Origin of the sequence: Lysobacter claricitrinus (genome assembly GCF_045866565.1) — a bacterium.
Taxonomy (GTDB): domain Bacteria; phylum Pseudomonadota; class Gammaproteobacteria; order Xanthomonadales; family Xanthomonadaceae; genus Cognatilysobacter; species Cognatilysobacter claricitrinus.
The window spans coordinates 926,784-941,512 of sequence record NZ_BAAFZV010000002.1; the positions used below are offsets into that span (position 1 = coordinate 926,784).

Annotated in this window: 14 protein-coding genes and 2 tRNA genes; 9 read left to right on the forward strand and 7 right to left on the reverse strand. The window is 66.7% G+C overall.

Annotated features, from left to right (window positions below; translation table 11 throughout):
• The first annotated feature begins 3 nt into the window (after positions 1–3).
• The 4 genes from ACKTTN_RS09125 to ACKTTN_RS09140 are packed head-to-tail and all read left to right on the forward strand — an operon-like array spanning position 4 to position 3,956.
• A complete protein-coding gene (locus ACKTTN_RS09125) occupies positions 4–1,974 on the forward strand; it encodes a heme lyase CcmF/NrfE family subunit (protein ID WP_407909536.1) in 1,971 nt (656 codons plus the stop codon).
• Positions 1,971–2,522, forward strand: coding sequence for a DsbE family thiol:disulfide interchange protein (locus tag ACKTTN_RS09130; RefSeq protein ID WP_407909537.1), 552 nt, complete (start codon positions 1,971–1,973; stop codon positions 2,520–2,522). The genes ACKTTN_RS09125 and ACKTTN_RS09130 overlap by 4 nt, the downstream gene beginning before the upstream one ends.
• Positions 2,515–2,964 (forward strand): cytochrome c-type biogenesis protein, encoded by a 450-nt coding sequence (locus tag ACKTTN_RS09135; RefSeq protein ID WP_407909538.1) that lies wholly within the window; start codon positions 2,515–2,517, stop codon positions 2,962–2,964. The genes ACKTTN_RS09130 and ACKTTN_RS09135 overlap by 8 nt, the downstream gene beginning before the upstream one ends.
• Positions 2,964–3,956, forward strand: coding sequence for a tetratricopeptide repeat protein (locus ACKTTN_RS09140; protein WP_407909539.1), 993 nt, complete (start codon positions 2,964–2,966; stop codon positions 3,954–3,956). Before ACKTTN_RS09135 ends, ACKTTN_RS09140 begins: the two co-directional genes overlap by 1 nt.
• 116 nt (positions 3,957–4,072) lie before the next feature.
• Here ACKTTN_RS09140 and ppsA read toward each other — a convergent pair whose 3' ends face one another.
• Positions 4,073–6,448, reverse strand: coding sequence for a phosphoenolpyruvate synthase (gene ppsA, locus ACKTTN_RS09145; protein ID WP_407909540.1), 2,376 nt, complete (start codon positions 6,446–6,448; stop codon positions 4,073–4,075).
• 130 nt (positions 6,449–6,578) lie between these two features.
• Here ppsA and ppsR point away from each other — a divergent pair, with 130 nt between their 5' ends.
• The 4 genes from ppsR (at position 6,579) to ACKTTN_RS09165 (ending at position 8,226) form a co-directional block, all read left to right on the forward strand.
• Positions 6,579–7,400 (forward strand): posphoenolpyruvate synthetase regulatory kinase/phosphorylase PpsR, encoded by an 822-nt coding sequence (gene ppsR / locus ACKTTN_RS09150; RefSeq protein WP_407909541.1) that lies wholly within the window; start codon positions 6,579–6,581, stop codon positions 7,398–7,400.
• An 86-nt stretch (positions 7,401–7,486) separates the two neighbouring features.
• On the forward strand, positions 7,487–7,993 hold the full coding sequence (locus ACKTTN_RS09155; protein ID WP_407909542.1) for a DUF1249 domain-containing protein: 507 nt from the start codon (positions 7,487–7,489) through the stop codon (positions 7,991–7,993).
• Positions 7,994–8,036: 43 nt separating this feature from the next.
• Positions 8,037–8,112, forward strand: a tRNA-Ala gene (locus tag ACKTTN_RS09160).
• A 38-nt stretch (positions 8,113–8,150) separates the two neighbouring features.
• Positions 8,151–8,226, forward strand: a tRNA-Glu gene (locus ACKTTN_RS09165).
• Positions 8,227–8,263: 37 nt separating this feature from the next.
• Here ACKTTN_RS09165 and ACKTTN_RS09170 read toward each other — a convergent pair.
• A complete protein-coding gene (locus ACKTTN_RS09170; protein ID WP_407909543.1) occupies positions 8,264–8,851 on the reverse strand; it encodes a hypothetical protein in 588 nt (195 codons plus the stop codon).
• Positions 8,852–8,912: 61 nt separating this feature from the next.
• The gene (gene orn / locus ACKTTN_RS09175) at positions 8,913–9,482 is read right to left on the reverse strand and encodes an oligoribonuclease (RefSeq protein ID WP_407909544.1); all 570 of its coding nucleotides are present in this window, start codon (positions 9,480–9,482) and stop codon (positions 8,913–8,915) included.
• A 58-nt stretch (positions 9,483–9,540) separates the two neighbouring features.
• On the opposite strand from orn, the gene ACKTTN_RS09180 reads away from it, so the two are divergent.
• Positions 9,541–9,999 (forward strand): DUF2721 domain-containing protein, encoded by a 459-nt coding sequence (locus ACKTTN_RS09180; protein WP_407909545.1) that lies wholly within the window; start codon positions 9,541–9,543, stop codon positions 9,997–9,999.
• Here ACKTTN_RS09180 and tadA read toward each other — a convergent pair.
• From tadA to folD, 4 genes are all read right to left on the reverse strand, one after another.
• Positions 9,996–10,481, reverse strand: coding sequence for a tRNA adenosine(34) deaminase TadA (gene tadA / locus ACKTTN_RS09185; RefSeq protein ID WP_407909546.1), 486 nt, complete (start codon positions 10,479–10,481; stop codon positions 9,996–9,998). The two genes, ACKTTN_RS09180 and tadA, sit on opposite strands and share 4 nt — an antisense overlap.
• Before the next feature lie 126 nt (positions 10,482–10,607).
• The gene (guaA, locus tag ACKTTN_RS09190; RefSeq protein WP_407909547.1) at positions 10,608–12,176 is read right to left on the reverse strand and encodes a glutamine-hydrolyzing GMP synthase; all 1,569 of its coding nucleotides are present in this window, start codon (positions 12,174–12,176) and stop codon (positions 10,608–10,610) included.
• A 105-nt stretch (positions 12,177–12,281) separates the two neighbouring features.
• Entirely contained in the window at positions 12,282–13,739 is a 1,458-nt protein-coding gene (gene guaB / locus ACKTTN_RS09195) for an IMP dehydrogenase (RefSeq protein ID WP_407909548.1), read from the reverse strand.
• Positions 13,740–13,817: 78 nt separating this feature from the next.
• The gene (gene folD / locus ACKTTN_RS09200) at positions 13,818–14,693 is read right to left on the reverse strand and encodes a bifunctional methylenetetrahydrofolate dehydrogenase/methenyltetrahydrofolate cyclohydrolase FolD (protein WP_407909549.1); all 876 of its coding nucleotides are present in this window, start codon (positions 14,691–14,693) and stop codon (positions 13,818–13,820) included.
• Positions 14,694–14,729 lie beyond the last annotated feature (36 nt).

Sequence of the window (14,729 nt, forward strand, 5' to 3'; positions counted from 1 at the left end):
TCGATGCTGCCTGAACTCGGCCAGTTCGCGCTGCTGCTGGCGTTCGTCGTCGCGATCGCGCAGGCGACGCTGCCGCTGGTCGGCGCGCATCGCGGCATCGGTGCGTGGATGGACCTCGCACGCCCCGCGGCGTACGCACAGCTCGCGAGCATCGCCATCGCATTCGGCGTGTTGACGCACGCGTTCGTCACCCAGGATTTTTCGGTGAAGTACGTCGCCGAGAACAGCAACTCGTTGCTGCCGATGCCCTACCGCTTTTCTGCAGTATGGGGCTCGCACGAAGGCTCCCTGCTGCTGTGGGCGCTGGTGCTCGCGCTGTGGACCGCCGCAGTGGCGACGTTCTCGCGCGCGTTGCCGCGGCATGTTGTCGCGCGCGTGATCGGCGTGATGGGCATCGTCGCGGTCGGTTTCCTCGCCTTCCTGATCTTCACCAGCAATCCGTTCGGTCGATTGCTGCCGGCGGTCGTTGAGGGACGCGACCTCAATCCGCTGCTGCAGGATCCGGGCCTGATCATCCACCCGCCGATGCTCTACACCGGCTACGTCGGGTTCTCGGTGCCGTTCGCGTTCGCAATCGCGGCGCTACTGGAAGGCGATGTCGATACGCGCTGGCTGCGCTGGACGCGGCCGTGGACCAACATCGCCTGGGCGTTCCTCACCGTCGGCATCGCGCTCGGTTCGTGGTGGGCGTACTACGAACTCGGCTGGGGCGGCTGGTGGTTCTGGGATCCCGTCGAGAACGCGTCGTTCATGCCCTGGCTCGCGGGCACCGCGCTCATCCATTCGCAGGCGGTGACAGAGAAGCGCGGCGGCTTCATCGGCTGGACGCTGCTGCTCGCCATCGCCGCATTCTCGCTGTCGTTGCTCGGCACGTTCCTCGTGCGCTCGGGCGTACTGACCAGCGTGCACGCGTTCGCCGCGGATCCCACGCGCGGCGCCTTCGTGCTGGTCTTCCTGGGCATCGTGGTCGGTGGTTCGTTGCTGCTGTATGCGCTCAGGGCGCCCGACAACTCGGCCGCTCCGCCGCGCTACTTCGCGATGTTCTCGCGCGAAACGCTGCTGCTGGTGAACAACGTATTGCTCACCGCGTCGTGCGCGATGGTGCTGCTGGGCACGCTGTATCCGCTGCTCGCCGACACGCTCGACATGGGCAAGATTTCCGTCGGCCCGCCCTACTTCGCATCGTTCTTCATTCCGCTGATCGGGCTGCTCGCATTGCTGTTGCCTTTCGGCCCGCTGACACGCTGGCAGCGCGAAGATCCGTCGCGCCCTGCGCGCCTGCTCGCGCCGCTCGCGGTGCTGGCGATCCTGTCGGGCATCGCCGCGTTCGTGTTGTTGCCGCAGGGCGGATGGAAGTCCGCGCTGGCGGTCGTCGGTATCGTGTGGGTGGTGCTCGGCACGGTTCGCTTCGTCGTACAGCGCGTACGCACCGCAGGCGGGCGCTTCACCGGCGAGATGGCCGGCATGATTCTCGCGCACACCGGGCTCGGGCTGTTCATCGCCGGCGCGTTGCTGGTCGAAGGCATGGCGCAGCAGCACGAACTCGCGTTGAAACCCGGGCAGGCCGTCGTGCTCGGTCGCTACGAGTTCCGCTTCGACGGCGTCGAACGCCGGCAGGGTCCGAACTACATCGCCGACCGCGGCACCGTGATCGTCTCGGAGAGTGGTCGCGTGCTCGACACCATGCATCCCGAGAAGCGCAGCTACGCCAGCGGCGGCCAGGTGATGACCGAAGCCGCGATCCGGCCGGGCGTCGCGCGCGATCTCTACGTCGCGCTCGGCGAATCGCTCGGTGGCGGCGCGTGGGCCGTGCGCGTGCACATCAAGCCGTTCGTTCGCTTCATCTGGGGCGGCGCGCTGTTGATGGCATTGGGCGGAATCGCCGCAGCGTTCGATCGCCGGTTCCGTAATGCACGCGCACCCTCGCCATCGGTGGCGGCGGACGACACAGCCACGGCGGGAGCGACACCATGACCCGCGCCCGCTGGATTCCGCTCGCCGTGTTCGGCGTGCTGGCGGCGCTACTCGGCGCGGGCGTGTGGCTGAGCCGCAAGCCGGATCGCGAAGCGTTGCCCTCGCCCCTGATCGGCAAGAACGTGCCCGCGTTCGCGCTGCCGTCGCTGCACCAGCCCGAACGCATCGTGCGCGCCGCCGACCTGCACGGCGCGCCGTACGTGCTCAACGTCTGGGGCAGCTGGTGCCCGGCGTGTCGCGAAGAACATCCGGTTATCACGCGTTTCGCCGAAACCAAGCGCGTGCGCGTGATCGGTTACGACCTGAAGGACTCGCGCGAGGATGCGCTGCGCTGGCTCGAGCAGTTCAACAACCCGTACTGGCTGGTGATCGCCGACGAACCGGGCACGACCGCGATCGATTTCGGCATCTACGGCGCGCCGGAAACGTTCCTGATCGACGCGCGCGGTCGTATCCGCTGGAAACACGTCGGCCCGCTGACGGATTCCATCATCCGGGACGAACTGCTGCCGCAGCTGTCCGCGATCGAGGGCGAACGCGGTGCGTAAGTTCGCCCTCATCCTGCTGGCGGCACTACTCGCGATCGGCAGCGCGACCGCACAGGTCGCCGACCGTCGCCCGCTCCAATTCCACGACGCCGCCGAGGAAGCGCGCTTTCGCGACCTCACGCACCAGCTGCGCTGCGTGATGTGCCAGAACCAGTCGATCGCCGATTCCGAAGCGCTTATCGCCATCGACCTGCGTCGCGAAATCCTGCAACTGATGCGCGAAGGTCGAAGCGACGACGAGATCCGCCGCTTCCTCGTCGATCGCTATGGCGAATTCGTGCTGTACAAGCCCGAGGTTGAACCTTCGACGTGGCTTCTGTGGTTCGGGCCGGTACTGATCCTGCTCGCAGGTGGCGGCATCGTGTGGCGCGTCGCCCGCAACCGCTCGCGCGTCGGTACCAACGCCGCAAGCACGAGCCCCGAGGACAGCGGCGAATGGTGATGTCGAATACGTTCATCGCGACGGCGCTCGCACTGGGCCTCGTCGTGCTGGTTTTCGCGTTCTGGCCTCTGATCCGGCGACGCCCCATGCTCGGCGGCGTAGTGGCGGGCGCTGCGCTCGTATCGGTCTCCGCGCTGTACCTGTTGGTCGGCACGCCAGCGGCGCTCGATCCCGCCAATGTGCGCCCGGTCGACACGCTGTCGTCGGCGGTGGATCGCCTCGAAAGCGAACTCGCACGCAATCCCGCGCAGCCCGATGGATGGCGACTGCTCGCGGACGCCTACCGCGCCGAAGGCCGCACCGCCGATGTCGTACGCGCGTACACCCAGGCGCTCCGCTACGCGCCGCGCGATCCCGACTTGCTCGCACAGGCGGCGGAAGCACGCGCGATCGTGGCGCCCGGTCGCCGTTTCGACGCCGAATCCGTCGCCATGCTGCGCCACGCGCTCGAGATCCAGCCCGCGCATCAGCGTTCCCGCTGGTTCCTCGGCGTCGCGCAACGCCAGGCGGGCAATGCCGCCGACGCCGCGGCAACGTGGCAGCCGCTGCTCGCTGCGGTCGATCCTTCGACCGCCGGTGCGCTTCGCACGCAGATCGACAATGCGCGTCGCGATGCCGGCCTGCCGCCGTTGCCGGAGTCGGCGATTCCGAAGGCGCGCACATTGACCGTGCGTGTCGACATCGCACCCGCGCTGCGCCAGGGGCTGCCGAGCGACGCGGCCGTATTCGTGCTCGCGCGCGAACCCGGCGGCATGCCGATGCCCGTCGCGGCGAAGCGTCTCGCGCTCGCCGATCTTCCCGCGACGGTCGTGCTCTCCGACGCCGACAGCCCGATGCCGACGCGCCGGCTCTCGCAGCTGCCGCAGGTCGAGATCGTCGCGCGCGTCTCCCGCACCGGCGTCGCCAACGCGCAGACGGGCGATCTTGAGTCGCCTGCGATGCAGGTCGCGTCGGATGCGAAAACTGCGTTGACGATCGATCACGCGCGCTGACATCGCGGCATAGCGGCATAGCGGCATCGTGGGGCCTTCCAACCGGATGAAACAAAAAGCCCCGCCGAAGCGGGGCTTTTTTTCGACTGCGACGATCGTGGCTTACTTGCCGTCGCTTACTTCGCCGCTTTCGCTTTCGCAAGGCGCAGCCACGTATCGACCACAGTGTCCGGATTCAGCGACACCGATTCGATGCCCTGCTCCATCAGCCACAGCGCGAGATCGGGGTGATCGCTCGGTCCCTGGCCGCAGATGCCGACATACTTGCCCTTCGCGCGCGCAGCCTGGATCGCCATCGACAGCAGCTTCTTCACCGCTGGGTCGCGTTCGTCGAACAGATTGGCGACGATGCCCGAGTCGCGATCCAGACCCAGCGTCAGCTGCGTAAGATCGTTCGAACCGATCGAGAAGCCGTCGAAGATCTCGAGGAACTCGTCGGCCAGCAGCGCGTTGGACGGCACCTCGCACATCATGATGATCTTCAGGCCGTCCTCCCCCTGCACGAGTCCGTTCTTGCGCAGCACCTCGACCACCTTGCGGCCTTCGTCGAGCGTACGCACGAACGGGATCATGACCCAGCAGTTCTTCAGGCCCATCTCGTTGCGGACCTTGAGTACCGCGCGACACTCGAGCGCGAACGCCGCAGCGAAGCTCGGGTCGACATAACGGCTGGCGCCGCGGAAGCCGAGCATCGGGTTCTCTTCGTGCGGCTCGTAGCGCGTGCCGCCGATCAGGTTGGCGTATTCGTTCGACTTGAAGTCGGACAGGCGCACGATCACCGGATTCGGCGCCACCGACGCCGTGATCGTCGCGATGCCTTCGGCCAGGCGATCAACATAGAAATCGACAGGGCTCGAATAGCCCGCCATCTTCGCGTCGATCTTCTTCTTCGTCTCAGCGTCCTGGCGGTCGTATTCGAGCAGCGCTTTCGGATGCACGCCGATGTGGCTGGCGATGATCATCTCCAGGCGCGCGAGGCCGACGCCCGCGTTCGGCAACATCGCGAAGTCGAATGCGCGCTCGGGATTCGCGACGTTCATCATCACCTTGAGCGGCGCCGGCGGCATGTGCTCAAGGTCGGCGACATTGCGATCGAACGGCAGCTCGCCGTCGTAGATGAAACCTGTGTCGCCTTCGGCGCAGCTGACCGTGACCTGCTGGCCGTCCTTGATGGTGTCCAGGGCGTTGCCCGTGCCGACGACCGCAGGAACGCCGAGTTCGCGCGCGATGATCGCGGCATGGCAGGTGCGGCCGCCGCGATTGGTGACGATCGCGGCCGAACGCTTCATTACCGGCTCCCAGTCGGGGTCGGTCATGTCTGCGACGAGCACGTCGCCCGGCTGCACGCGGCTCATGTCGTCGAGCGAACGCACCACGCGCGCGACACCCGTACCGATCTTCTGGCCGATTGCGCGGCCTTCGCACACCACCGTGCCGCGCTGCATGAGCTGGTAGCGCTCGATCTGCGTCGCATGCGCACGCGACTTCACCGTTTCCGGCCGCGCCTGCACGATGAAGAGCTTGCCGCTGACGCCGTCCTTCGCCCACTCGATGTCCATCGGGCGGCCGTAGTGCTGTTCGATGACGAGCGCCTGCTTCGACAGTTCCTGTACGTCTTCGTCGCTGACACAGAATCGGTTGCGCAGGTCGTCCGGCGTCGGCTCGGTGCGCACGCGCTCGCCCGGCACGTTCGAATACACCATGCGTAGCTGCTTGGCGCCGAGCGTACGGCGCAGGATCGCCTTCCTGCCGTCGCGCAGCGTCGGCTTGTAGACATAGAACTCGTCGGGATTCACCGCGCCCTGCACGACCATCTCGCCGAGGCCGTAGCTGGCGGTGACGAACACCACGTCGCGGAAGCCGGATTCGGTGTCGAGTGTGAACAACACGCCCGAAGAGCCGACATCCGAACGCACCATCAACTGCACGCCAGCGGACAGGAACACGTCCTCGTGCTTGAACCCGTGGTGCACGCGATAAGCGATCGCGCGGTCGTTGTAGAGGCTGGCGAAGACTTCCTTGACCTTGTGGACGACGTCGTCCTCACCGGTCACGTTGAGGAAGGTTTCCTGCTGGCCGGCGAAGCTCGCATCCGGCAGGTCTTCCGCGGTGGCCGAGGAACGCACTGCGACGGCAACGTCGCCGCCACCGTTCTCCGCGCACAGCTGGCGGTAGGCGGCGCGGATCTCGCGGTCCAGTTCCGGCTGCAGCGGCGCGTCGATCACCCAGCCGCGGATCTCGCCGCCCGCCGCCGTCAACGCGTGCACGTCCTCGACGTCGAGCGTCGCCAGGCGGTCGAAGATGCGCTGGTGGAGATCGTTGTGCGCGATGAATGCCTTGAACGCGTCCGAGGTGGTCGCGAAACCACCCGGCACGGACACGCCGAGGCCCGCGAGGTTGCCGATCATCTCGCCCAACGACGAGTTCTTGCCCCCCACGCGCGCCAGGTCCGACAGGCGAAGCGCGTGCAACCAGAGGATGTTCTCGTTCAAGACCGTCTCCAAGGGTGTTTGCGGGCGCGATCGCCGGCGAATAGCGGATATGATCGCCGCTGCGTCCCGCGCATACAAGCTTGATTTGCCGGGGTTTTTCCTGTCCGACCAACGTTTGGCGCGCATCCCGATGAGCGAAGTCCGCCCCGTGTTCTACGTCTCCGACGGCACCGGCATCACCGCCGAGACCATCGGCCACAGCGTGCTGACGCAATTCACCGAAACGCGGTTCGACACCACGCGCATTTCGTTCGTCGATTCGCTGGAGCGCGCGCAGGACGCGGTCGCCCGCATCCGCGAGGCGGCAGCACGGCATGGTGTCCGCCCGATCGTGATCAACTCGTGCGTGGACCCGGAAATCAGCGCGGCACTGATCGAAAGCGGCGCATTGATGCTCGACGTCTTCGCGCCGTTCATCGAGCCGCTGGAACGCGAGCTCGGGCAGACTCGACAGCGCCACGTCGGTCGCGCGCACGGCATGGTCGACTTCGAGAAATACCACCGCCGCATCGACGCGATCAATTTCACCCTGACGCACGACGATGGCCAGAGTCTCGACTATTCCGAGGCCGACCTCGTGCTCGTCGCGGTGTCGCGCGCGGGCAAGACGCCGACGTGCATCTATCTCGCCCTGCACTACGGCGTGCGCGCGGCGAACTATCCGCTGACCGAGGAAGACCTCGAGCACGACCGCCTGCCGCCGCGCCTGCGGCCGTATCGGCACAAGCTGTTCGGCCTGACGATCGACCCGGCGCGCCTGCAGCAGATCCGCCAGGAGCGCCGTCCGAATTCGCGTTATGCGCAACTGGAAACCTGCCGCCGCGAAGTGGCCGCTGCGGAGGCGATGTTCCGTGCGGAACGCCTGGCCACGTTGAGCACCACGCACACCTCGATCGAAGAGATCGCGAGCAAGGTCCTGACCACTCTGAACCTGCAACGCGAGATGTTCTAGGCGGGCTGTGACAGCGTTCCCGTCGCTTGCTGAACGGGTCGGACGCCGTCGCACTCTCGCGGACAACGGGCGTGTAGAGTCGGGCCATGTCGCAACTGGTCGCCCGCAAACGTCTCGTTCCCCGACTCAGCCGCTTCGCCTGGCTGATGGCGTTGTACGCCGAGAACCACGGCCGCCTGGGGCGGCTTTTCGATATCCGCCATTTGCGCGAAGGTCGCTGGGTGTCGGACATCGGCGACGGCGTGCCGGTTCGCGTCGACGTGACGGGTCAGCACCCCTACACCACGGAAGTCAGGCTCACCTACGCCATGCGCGACCCGGTGACGGGCGAATCCGATCCGTCGGCGTACGTGCGGCTTTACCACGACGCGCGACAGGCGGAGGCCACGCACTGCTATGTCGGTCGTCGCTGGCAGGACGTGATCGGACTCAATCCCACGCCTGAACGGCTGCTCGGCCACCGCATGCGGATGAATACGTTCCTCGGCAAATGGCTGCAGTACCTGGGAGAGCGCGGACACGGCACGGCGACGCTTCGCTTCGAAGGCGCGATTCCTGTCGAAGAACGTGAAGAAATCGTCGACGATGCTTGACGGTGCCGGGGTCGCTCACTAATATGCCGGCTCTCCAGCGCGTGGGGCCATAGCTCAGCTGGGAGAGCGCTACAATGGCATTGTAGAGGTCGCCGGTTCGATCCCGGCTGGCTCCACCAAAAGTCAAGGCAAGTCGAGTTCATCCGACAAGCCCGACGTCCCCATCGTCTAGAGGCCTAGGACATTACCCTTTCACGGTAGCGACCGGGGTTCGAATCCCCGTGGGGACGCCACTACTCTCGAGGCCCGCGAAAGCGGGCCTCGCTCGTTTCAGGGGTCGAGTTCGAGATCGGCCGGCTCGGGCAGGCAGTCCGGCTTGCGCAGGCGACGCTCAACCTCACTGCAGTGGCGCGGCGGTCCGCCGAACAGCGATGTCGCGATGCGGACGATGCCGGAGCGCGCACGTGCTTCGTCGAGCAACGTCCCACCCCCACGCCAGGCATCCGCAAACCGCGTCGTTCGCACGTTGATCGACGGGTCGGTCCGGTGTTCACGTGTTGCGAAGTGGTCAGGAAACGTTGGAGGCTCGGGAATGCGTAGATCGAGCGGCGCTGGCGCAGCGTCGAAATCGTCGTCGACGCTAGTGCCGCTGACGCTCGACGAGCTGCGATTACCGGACCGGTGCCTGCGCTGCGCGGAGAGCGACGCGACTCTTGGTTGAACCTCCGGTGCGCGAACCGTCGAGGTTTCCTGATCAGTTCTGCGTCGCGGCACGTAGCTGACGACAAGCGCATCGTCGACCGCAGCGGCTACCCGCGATGCCGGCACGAACCGTACGAGCATCAGGACGAACGCGGCCTGCACCAGCGCGGTGAGCGCCAGTGCGAGTACGCGATCGCGATCCACTTCGTGCCTCATCGCTTACGTCCGTGCAACGAATCCCGCCGATTCGATGCGACGCGATGGGGAAAGTTCCGGGTCAGGCGGTATTGCCGCCCAACGGACCCATGAACTTGCGGTAGTGGCGCAGCTCCGCGATCGAATCGCGGACATCGCTCAATGCGGTATGCGCCGACTCCTTGCTCACGCCCGCCGATACCTGTGGCGCCCAGCGACGCGCGAGCTCCTTGATCGTGCTGACATCGAGATTGCGATAGTGGAAATGCCTTTCCACGCGCGGCATCAGGCGATGCAGGAAGCGGCGATCCTGGCAGATCGAATTGCCGCACATCGGCGACGAATTCGGCGCGAGCCATTGGTTGAGGAATTCGACGGTGCGTGCCTCGGCGTCCGCCATCGAGACGCCCTGCGACACGACGCGCTCCCACAGCCCCGACCGGCGATGCTGGTTGCGGTTCCAGTCGTCCATCGCCTCGAGCCGCTCGACCGGATGCGCGATCGCGAGCTCCGGCCCCTCGGCAAGAATGTTGAGATCCGCATCGGTGACCACGGTGGCGATCTCGAGGATCGAATCGTTGTCGGTGTCGAGGCCGGTCATCTCGAGGTCGATCCAGATGAGACGCTGGCCCTGGGTGCGGAGATCGGTCATGCGCATGGTCCTTGCGGTGTCCTGCGCATCATAATCCAGTGATACCGGAGCACGACGCATGAACCCCATCCTCAACGCCGGCCACTACGCGATCCTCACCACCATGCTCGCTCCCGCGTTGCTCATGACGGCAACGGGCTCGATGCTGGTTTCGGCGAATGCACGGTTGGCACGCGTCGTCGACCGGCTACGCGGGTTGATCATCGAGTGGAATCACGCGGCGCCGGATCCTGCGGCACGTGACCTGCGCATCCGTCGCCACCGCCGTCGCGCGCACCTGGTGCTGCGCGCCTGCCAGATGCTTTACCTCGCGCTCGGCTGTTTCGTCGGCACCAGTCTGGCGCTCGCGATCAACGCTTTCCTGCGCTTCCACCTCGACGTACTGCCGACGGTGCTGGCCATCCTCGGTGTCGTATTCCTGTTCGGCGCGAGCCTGCTGCTCGGCAGCGAGGTCAGTCTCGCGGTGCGCAGCTTCGACGAGGAGCTGGACCACGAGATCGAGCGGCATCGCAGCTAGCGCGCAGCACCTTTGCCGCGCTTGGCGCGGAAGTAGCCCCTGAGCATCGTGCCCGCCTCGTCCGCGAGCACGCCGCCCGCGACCTCGACATGATGGTTGTGGCGTGCGTCCGTCAGCAGGTCGAACACGCTGCCGGCGGCACCGGTCTTGGGATCGAACGCGCCGAACACCACGCGCGACACGCGCGCATGGATCATCGCCATCGCGCACATCGCGCAGGGCTCGAGCGTGACGTAGAGCGTGCAGCCGATCAGCCGGTGGTTGGCGAGCGCCCTGCCCGCTTCGCGCATGGCGATGATCTCGGCGTGCGCGCTGGGATCGTTGTCGCCGATGTTGCGGTTCCAGCCGCGGCCGATGACCTGCCCGTTCGCGTCGACGACGAGTGCGCCGACGGGGATTTCGTCGTGGACGTCACGTGCGTGGGTGGCGAGCGCGAGTGCTTCGCGGATGAAGTGTTCGTCGGTGGGGTTGGGGGATGACATGCGTTGGGTGGCGGCCGTTGTTCTTGAACAGCGTGCTGTCGCGCGACGACTACCGCGAACTCCCGGCCCGGCCCAGCGGGCCGGGCAATGAATGGCCTGCGCGGCGGTGCCACGCAAGCAGGCCATTCATTCCCATTCGATCGTAGCCGGCGGCTTGCCGCTGATGTCGTACACGACGCGCGAAACACCGCGCACTTCGTTGATGATGCGATTGGACACATTGCCGAGGAACTCGTGCGGCAGATGCGCCCAGTGCGCGGTCATGAAGTCGATGGTCTCGACGGCGCGCAGTGAGATCACCCACTCGTATGCGCGTGCATCGCCAACGACGCCGACGGATCGCACCGGCAGGAACACCGCGAACGCCTGGCTGACCTTGTCGTAGAGGTCTGCGCGACGCAGCTCGTCGATGAAGATGTGGTCGGCCTTCGCGAGGATTTCCGCGTAGTCCGGCTTCACCTCGCCAAGGATACGCACGCCCAGGCCCGGGCCCGGGAACGGATGGCGGTAGACCATCTCGCGCGGCAGGCCGAGTTCGACGCCCAGGCGACGCACCTCGTCCTTGAACAGCTCACGCAACGGCTCGACGAGGCCGAGCTTCATGTGCTCCGGTAGCCCGCCGACGTTGTGGTGACTCTTGATGACGTGCGCCTTGCCTGTCTTGCTGCCGGCCGATTCGATGACGTCGGGATAGATCGTGCCCTGCGCCAGCCATTTCGCGTTCGCGAGCTTGGCGGATTCCTCGTCGAAAATATCGACGAACAGGCCGCCGATGATCTTCCGCTTTGCCTCGGGATCGGCCACGCCTTCGAGCGCAGCGAAATAGCGATCACGCGCGTTGACGCGCACGACGCGCACGCCCATGTGCTCGGCGAACATCGCCATCACTTGGTCGCCTTCGTTGAACCGCAGCAGGCCCGTGTCGACGAACACGCACGTGAGCTGGTCGCCGATCGCGCGATGCAGCAACGCGGCAACCACGGACGAGTCGACACCGCCGGAAAGTCCGAGGATCACCTCGTCTGTCCCGACCTGCGCGCGCACGCGTGCGATCTGGTCCTCGATGATGCCGGCCGCCGTCCACAACGTGGCACATCCGCAGATATCGACGACGAAACGTCGCAGCAGCGCCTGGCCCTGCTTGGTGTGCGTGACTTCGGGATGGAACTGCACCGCGTACCAGCGCTTGTCCTCGTTCGCCATCGCGGCGACGGGAATGCGATCGGTGCGCGCGGTCACGATGAAACCCGGCGGCGCATGCGAGACGTGGTCGCCGTGGCTCATCCAGACGTCGAGGCGCGGCGGTGCGCCCGGGTGGTCCTTCAGGTCGCCGAATAGGGAGTCTTCGGCGACGAGTTCGACTGTCGCGTAACCGAACTCGCGCGCGTCGGCCGCTTCGGTCGCGCCGCCGAGCTGCGCGGCCATCGTCTGCATGCCATAGCAGATGCCCAGCACCGGCAGACCCGAGTCGAACACCTGCTGCGGTGCGCGCGGTGCGCCGGGAAGCGTCGTCGATTCCGGCCCGCCCGACAGGATGATGCCCTTCGGCGCGAACGCGGCGATCTCCTCCGGATCGTGGTCCCACGCCCAGATCTCGCAGTAGACGCCGAGCTCGCGCACGCGGCGTGCAATCAGCTGCGTGTACTGCGCGCCGAAATCGAGGATCAGGATCTTGTCGCTGTGGATGTCGTGCACGGCGCTGGCTTTTCCGGTGCGTCCCGGCGAGCGGGACGGTGACTGTCCCGACGGCGCGACGTCGCGGCCGTCGACATCGTGTTGCGCCTGAAGGCGCGCCGCGAACTACGTACGGTAGTTCGGCGGTTCCTTGGTGATCTGCACGTCGTGCACGTGGCTCTCGCGCGTGCCGGCGCTGGTGACGCGCACAAAGTTGGGCTTCTTGCGCATCTCTTCGATGGTCGCGCAGCCGACGTAACCCATCGTTGCGCGCAGGCCGCCGGCAAGTTGATGCACGACACCGCGCAGCGGGCCGCGATACGGCACGCGGCCTTCGATGCCTTCCGGCACCAGCTTGTCGGCGTCGCTCGCATCCTGGAAATAGCGGTCCTTGGACCCCTTTTCCATCGCACCGAGCGAGCCCATGCCGCGATAGCTCTTGTAGCTGCGACCCTGGAACAGTTCGGTCTCGCCCGGCGATTCCTCGGTGCCCGCGAACAGGCCGCCGATCATCACGCTCGATGCGCCGGCGACGATCGCCTTGCCGATGTCGCCCGAATAGCGGATGCCGCCGTCGGCGATCAGCGGAATGCGTTCCTGCAGCGCTTCGGCCACCATGTCGACCGCCGTGATCTGCGGTACGCCGACGCCGGCGACGATACGCGTCGTGCAAATGGAACCGGGGCCAACGCCGACCTTCACCGCGTCCGCGCCGTGGTCCATCAGCGCAAGCGCCGCATCACCGGTGACGATGTTGCCGCCGATGACCTGGCACTTCGGGAACTTCGTCTTGACCCACTTCACGCGGTCGAGAACGCCCTGCGAATGGCCGTGCGCGGTGTCGACCACGATCACGTCGACGCCCGCTGCGACCAGCGCCTCGATGCGCGCTTCCGTGTCGCCGCCCACGCCCACCGCGGCACCGACGAGCAGCCGGCCGCGGGTGTCGTAGCCCGCCGTCGGATTGTCGCGCTTCTTCTGGATGTCCTTGACGGTGATGAGGCCGCGCAGCGCGAACTCGTCGTTGACGACGAGCACCTTCTCGATGCGGTTGCGGTGCAGCAGGCCGAGCACTTCGTCATCCGGCGCGCCTTCGCGCACGGTCACGAGGCGATCCTTGCGCGTCATGATGTTGCGCACCGGGTCGTCGAGCTGCGTTTCGAAGCGCATGTCGCGACTGGTGACGATGCCGACCAGCTGGCCGCCCTCGTCCACCACCGGCACGCCGGAGATGTTGCGCGCCCGCGTCAGCTTCAGCACTTCCGCGATCGTGGTGTCGGGGCCGACGGTGAACGGCTCGCGGATGACACCGGCTTCGAAGTTCTTGACCTGCGAAACCTGCGCGGCCTGCTGCTGCACCGTCATGTTCTTGTGGATGATCGAGATGCCGCCGAGCTGCGCCATCGCGATCGCGAGGCGGGCTTCGGACACGGTATCCATCGCCGCCGACAGGATAGGCAGGCGGATCGTGAGGTCACGGGTGAGACGGGTCGCGAGCGAGACGTCCTTGGGCAGGACTGTCGAGTGCGCGGGGACGAGCGAAACGTCGTCGAAGGTGAGCGCTTCAGCCTGGATGCGCAGCATGGGCGGCCCCGGGAGGATGAAGCGCGTCATTGTAACGTGACGGCGCGGCCGCCGTCGCGCCGACATGGAACACGGCGATCAGGGATCGAGCGCTTCGGCCGCGTCCAGCGTGTTTTCCATGAGCGTGGCGACGGTCATCGGTCCCACCCCGCCGGGCACGGGCGTGATCCAGCTTGCGCGGCGCGCGGCGGCGTCGAAGCCGACGTCGCCTACGAGGCGCCCGTCGTCCAGCCGGTTGATGCCGACGTCGATCACCACCGCGCCGGGTTTCACCCACTCGCCCGGAATCAGCCCCGGCTTGCCGACCGCCACGACCAGGACGTCCGCGCCGCGCACCGCGGCTTCGAGCGTTTCCGCGGGCGTGAACCGGTGGCAGCACGTCACCGTGCAGCCGGCGATCAGGAGCTCCAGCGCCATCGGGCGGCCGACGTGGTTGCTGACGCCGACGATGGTGGCGCTGCGGCCCCGCACGGGCTGGTCCGTGTAGCCGAGCAGCGTGGTGATGCCGCGCGGCGTGCAAGGACGCAGGCCGAACTCGCGCAGCACCAGCGCGCCGACGTTTTGGGGATGGAAGCCGTCGACGTCCTTGCGCGGGTCGATGCGGTTGATCAGCGCGGAGGCCTCGCGACGATCGGGCAGCGGCAGCTGCAGGAGGATGCCGTGGATCGCGGGGTCCGCATTCAGGCGATCGATCAGCGCGAGCAGGTCGGCGTCGCTGGTATCCGCAGGCAGGTCGTGGTCGACCGCGCGGATGCCGACCTTCTGCGCCGCGCGACGCTTGTTGCGCACGTACACCGACGACGCGGGATCGTCGCCCACCAGGATGACCGCGAGCCCCGGCGCGTGCTTCCCGGCCGCGAGCCGGGCGTCCACGCGCGCCTTGAGCTCGTCGAGCAGCGTCTCGGCGATGCGCTTGCCGTCGAGGATGCGGGCGGTCGGGCGATCGTCGGTCATCGGCGCGCGGCATGGGAACGGGCGCGCATTATCGCC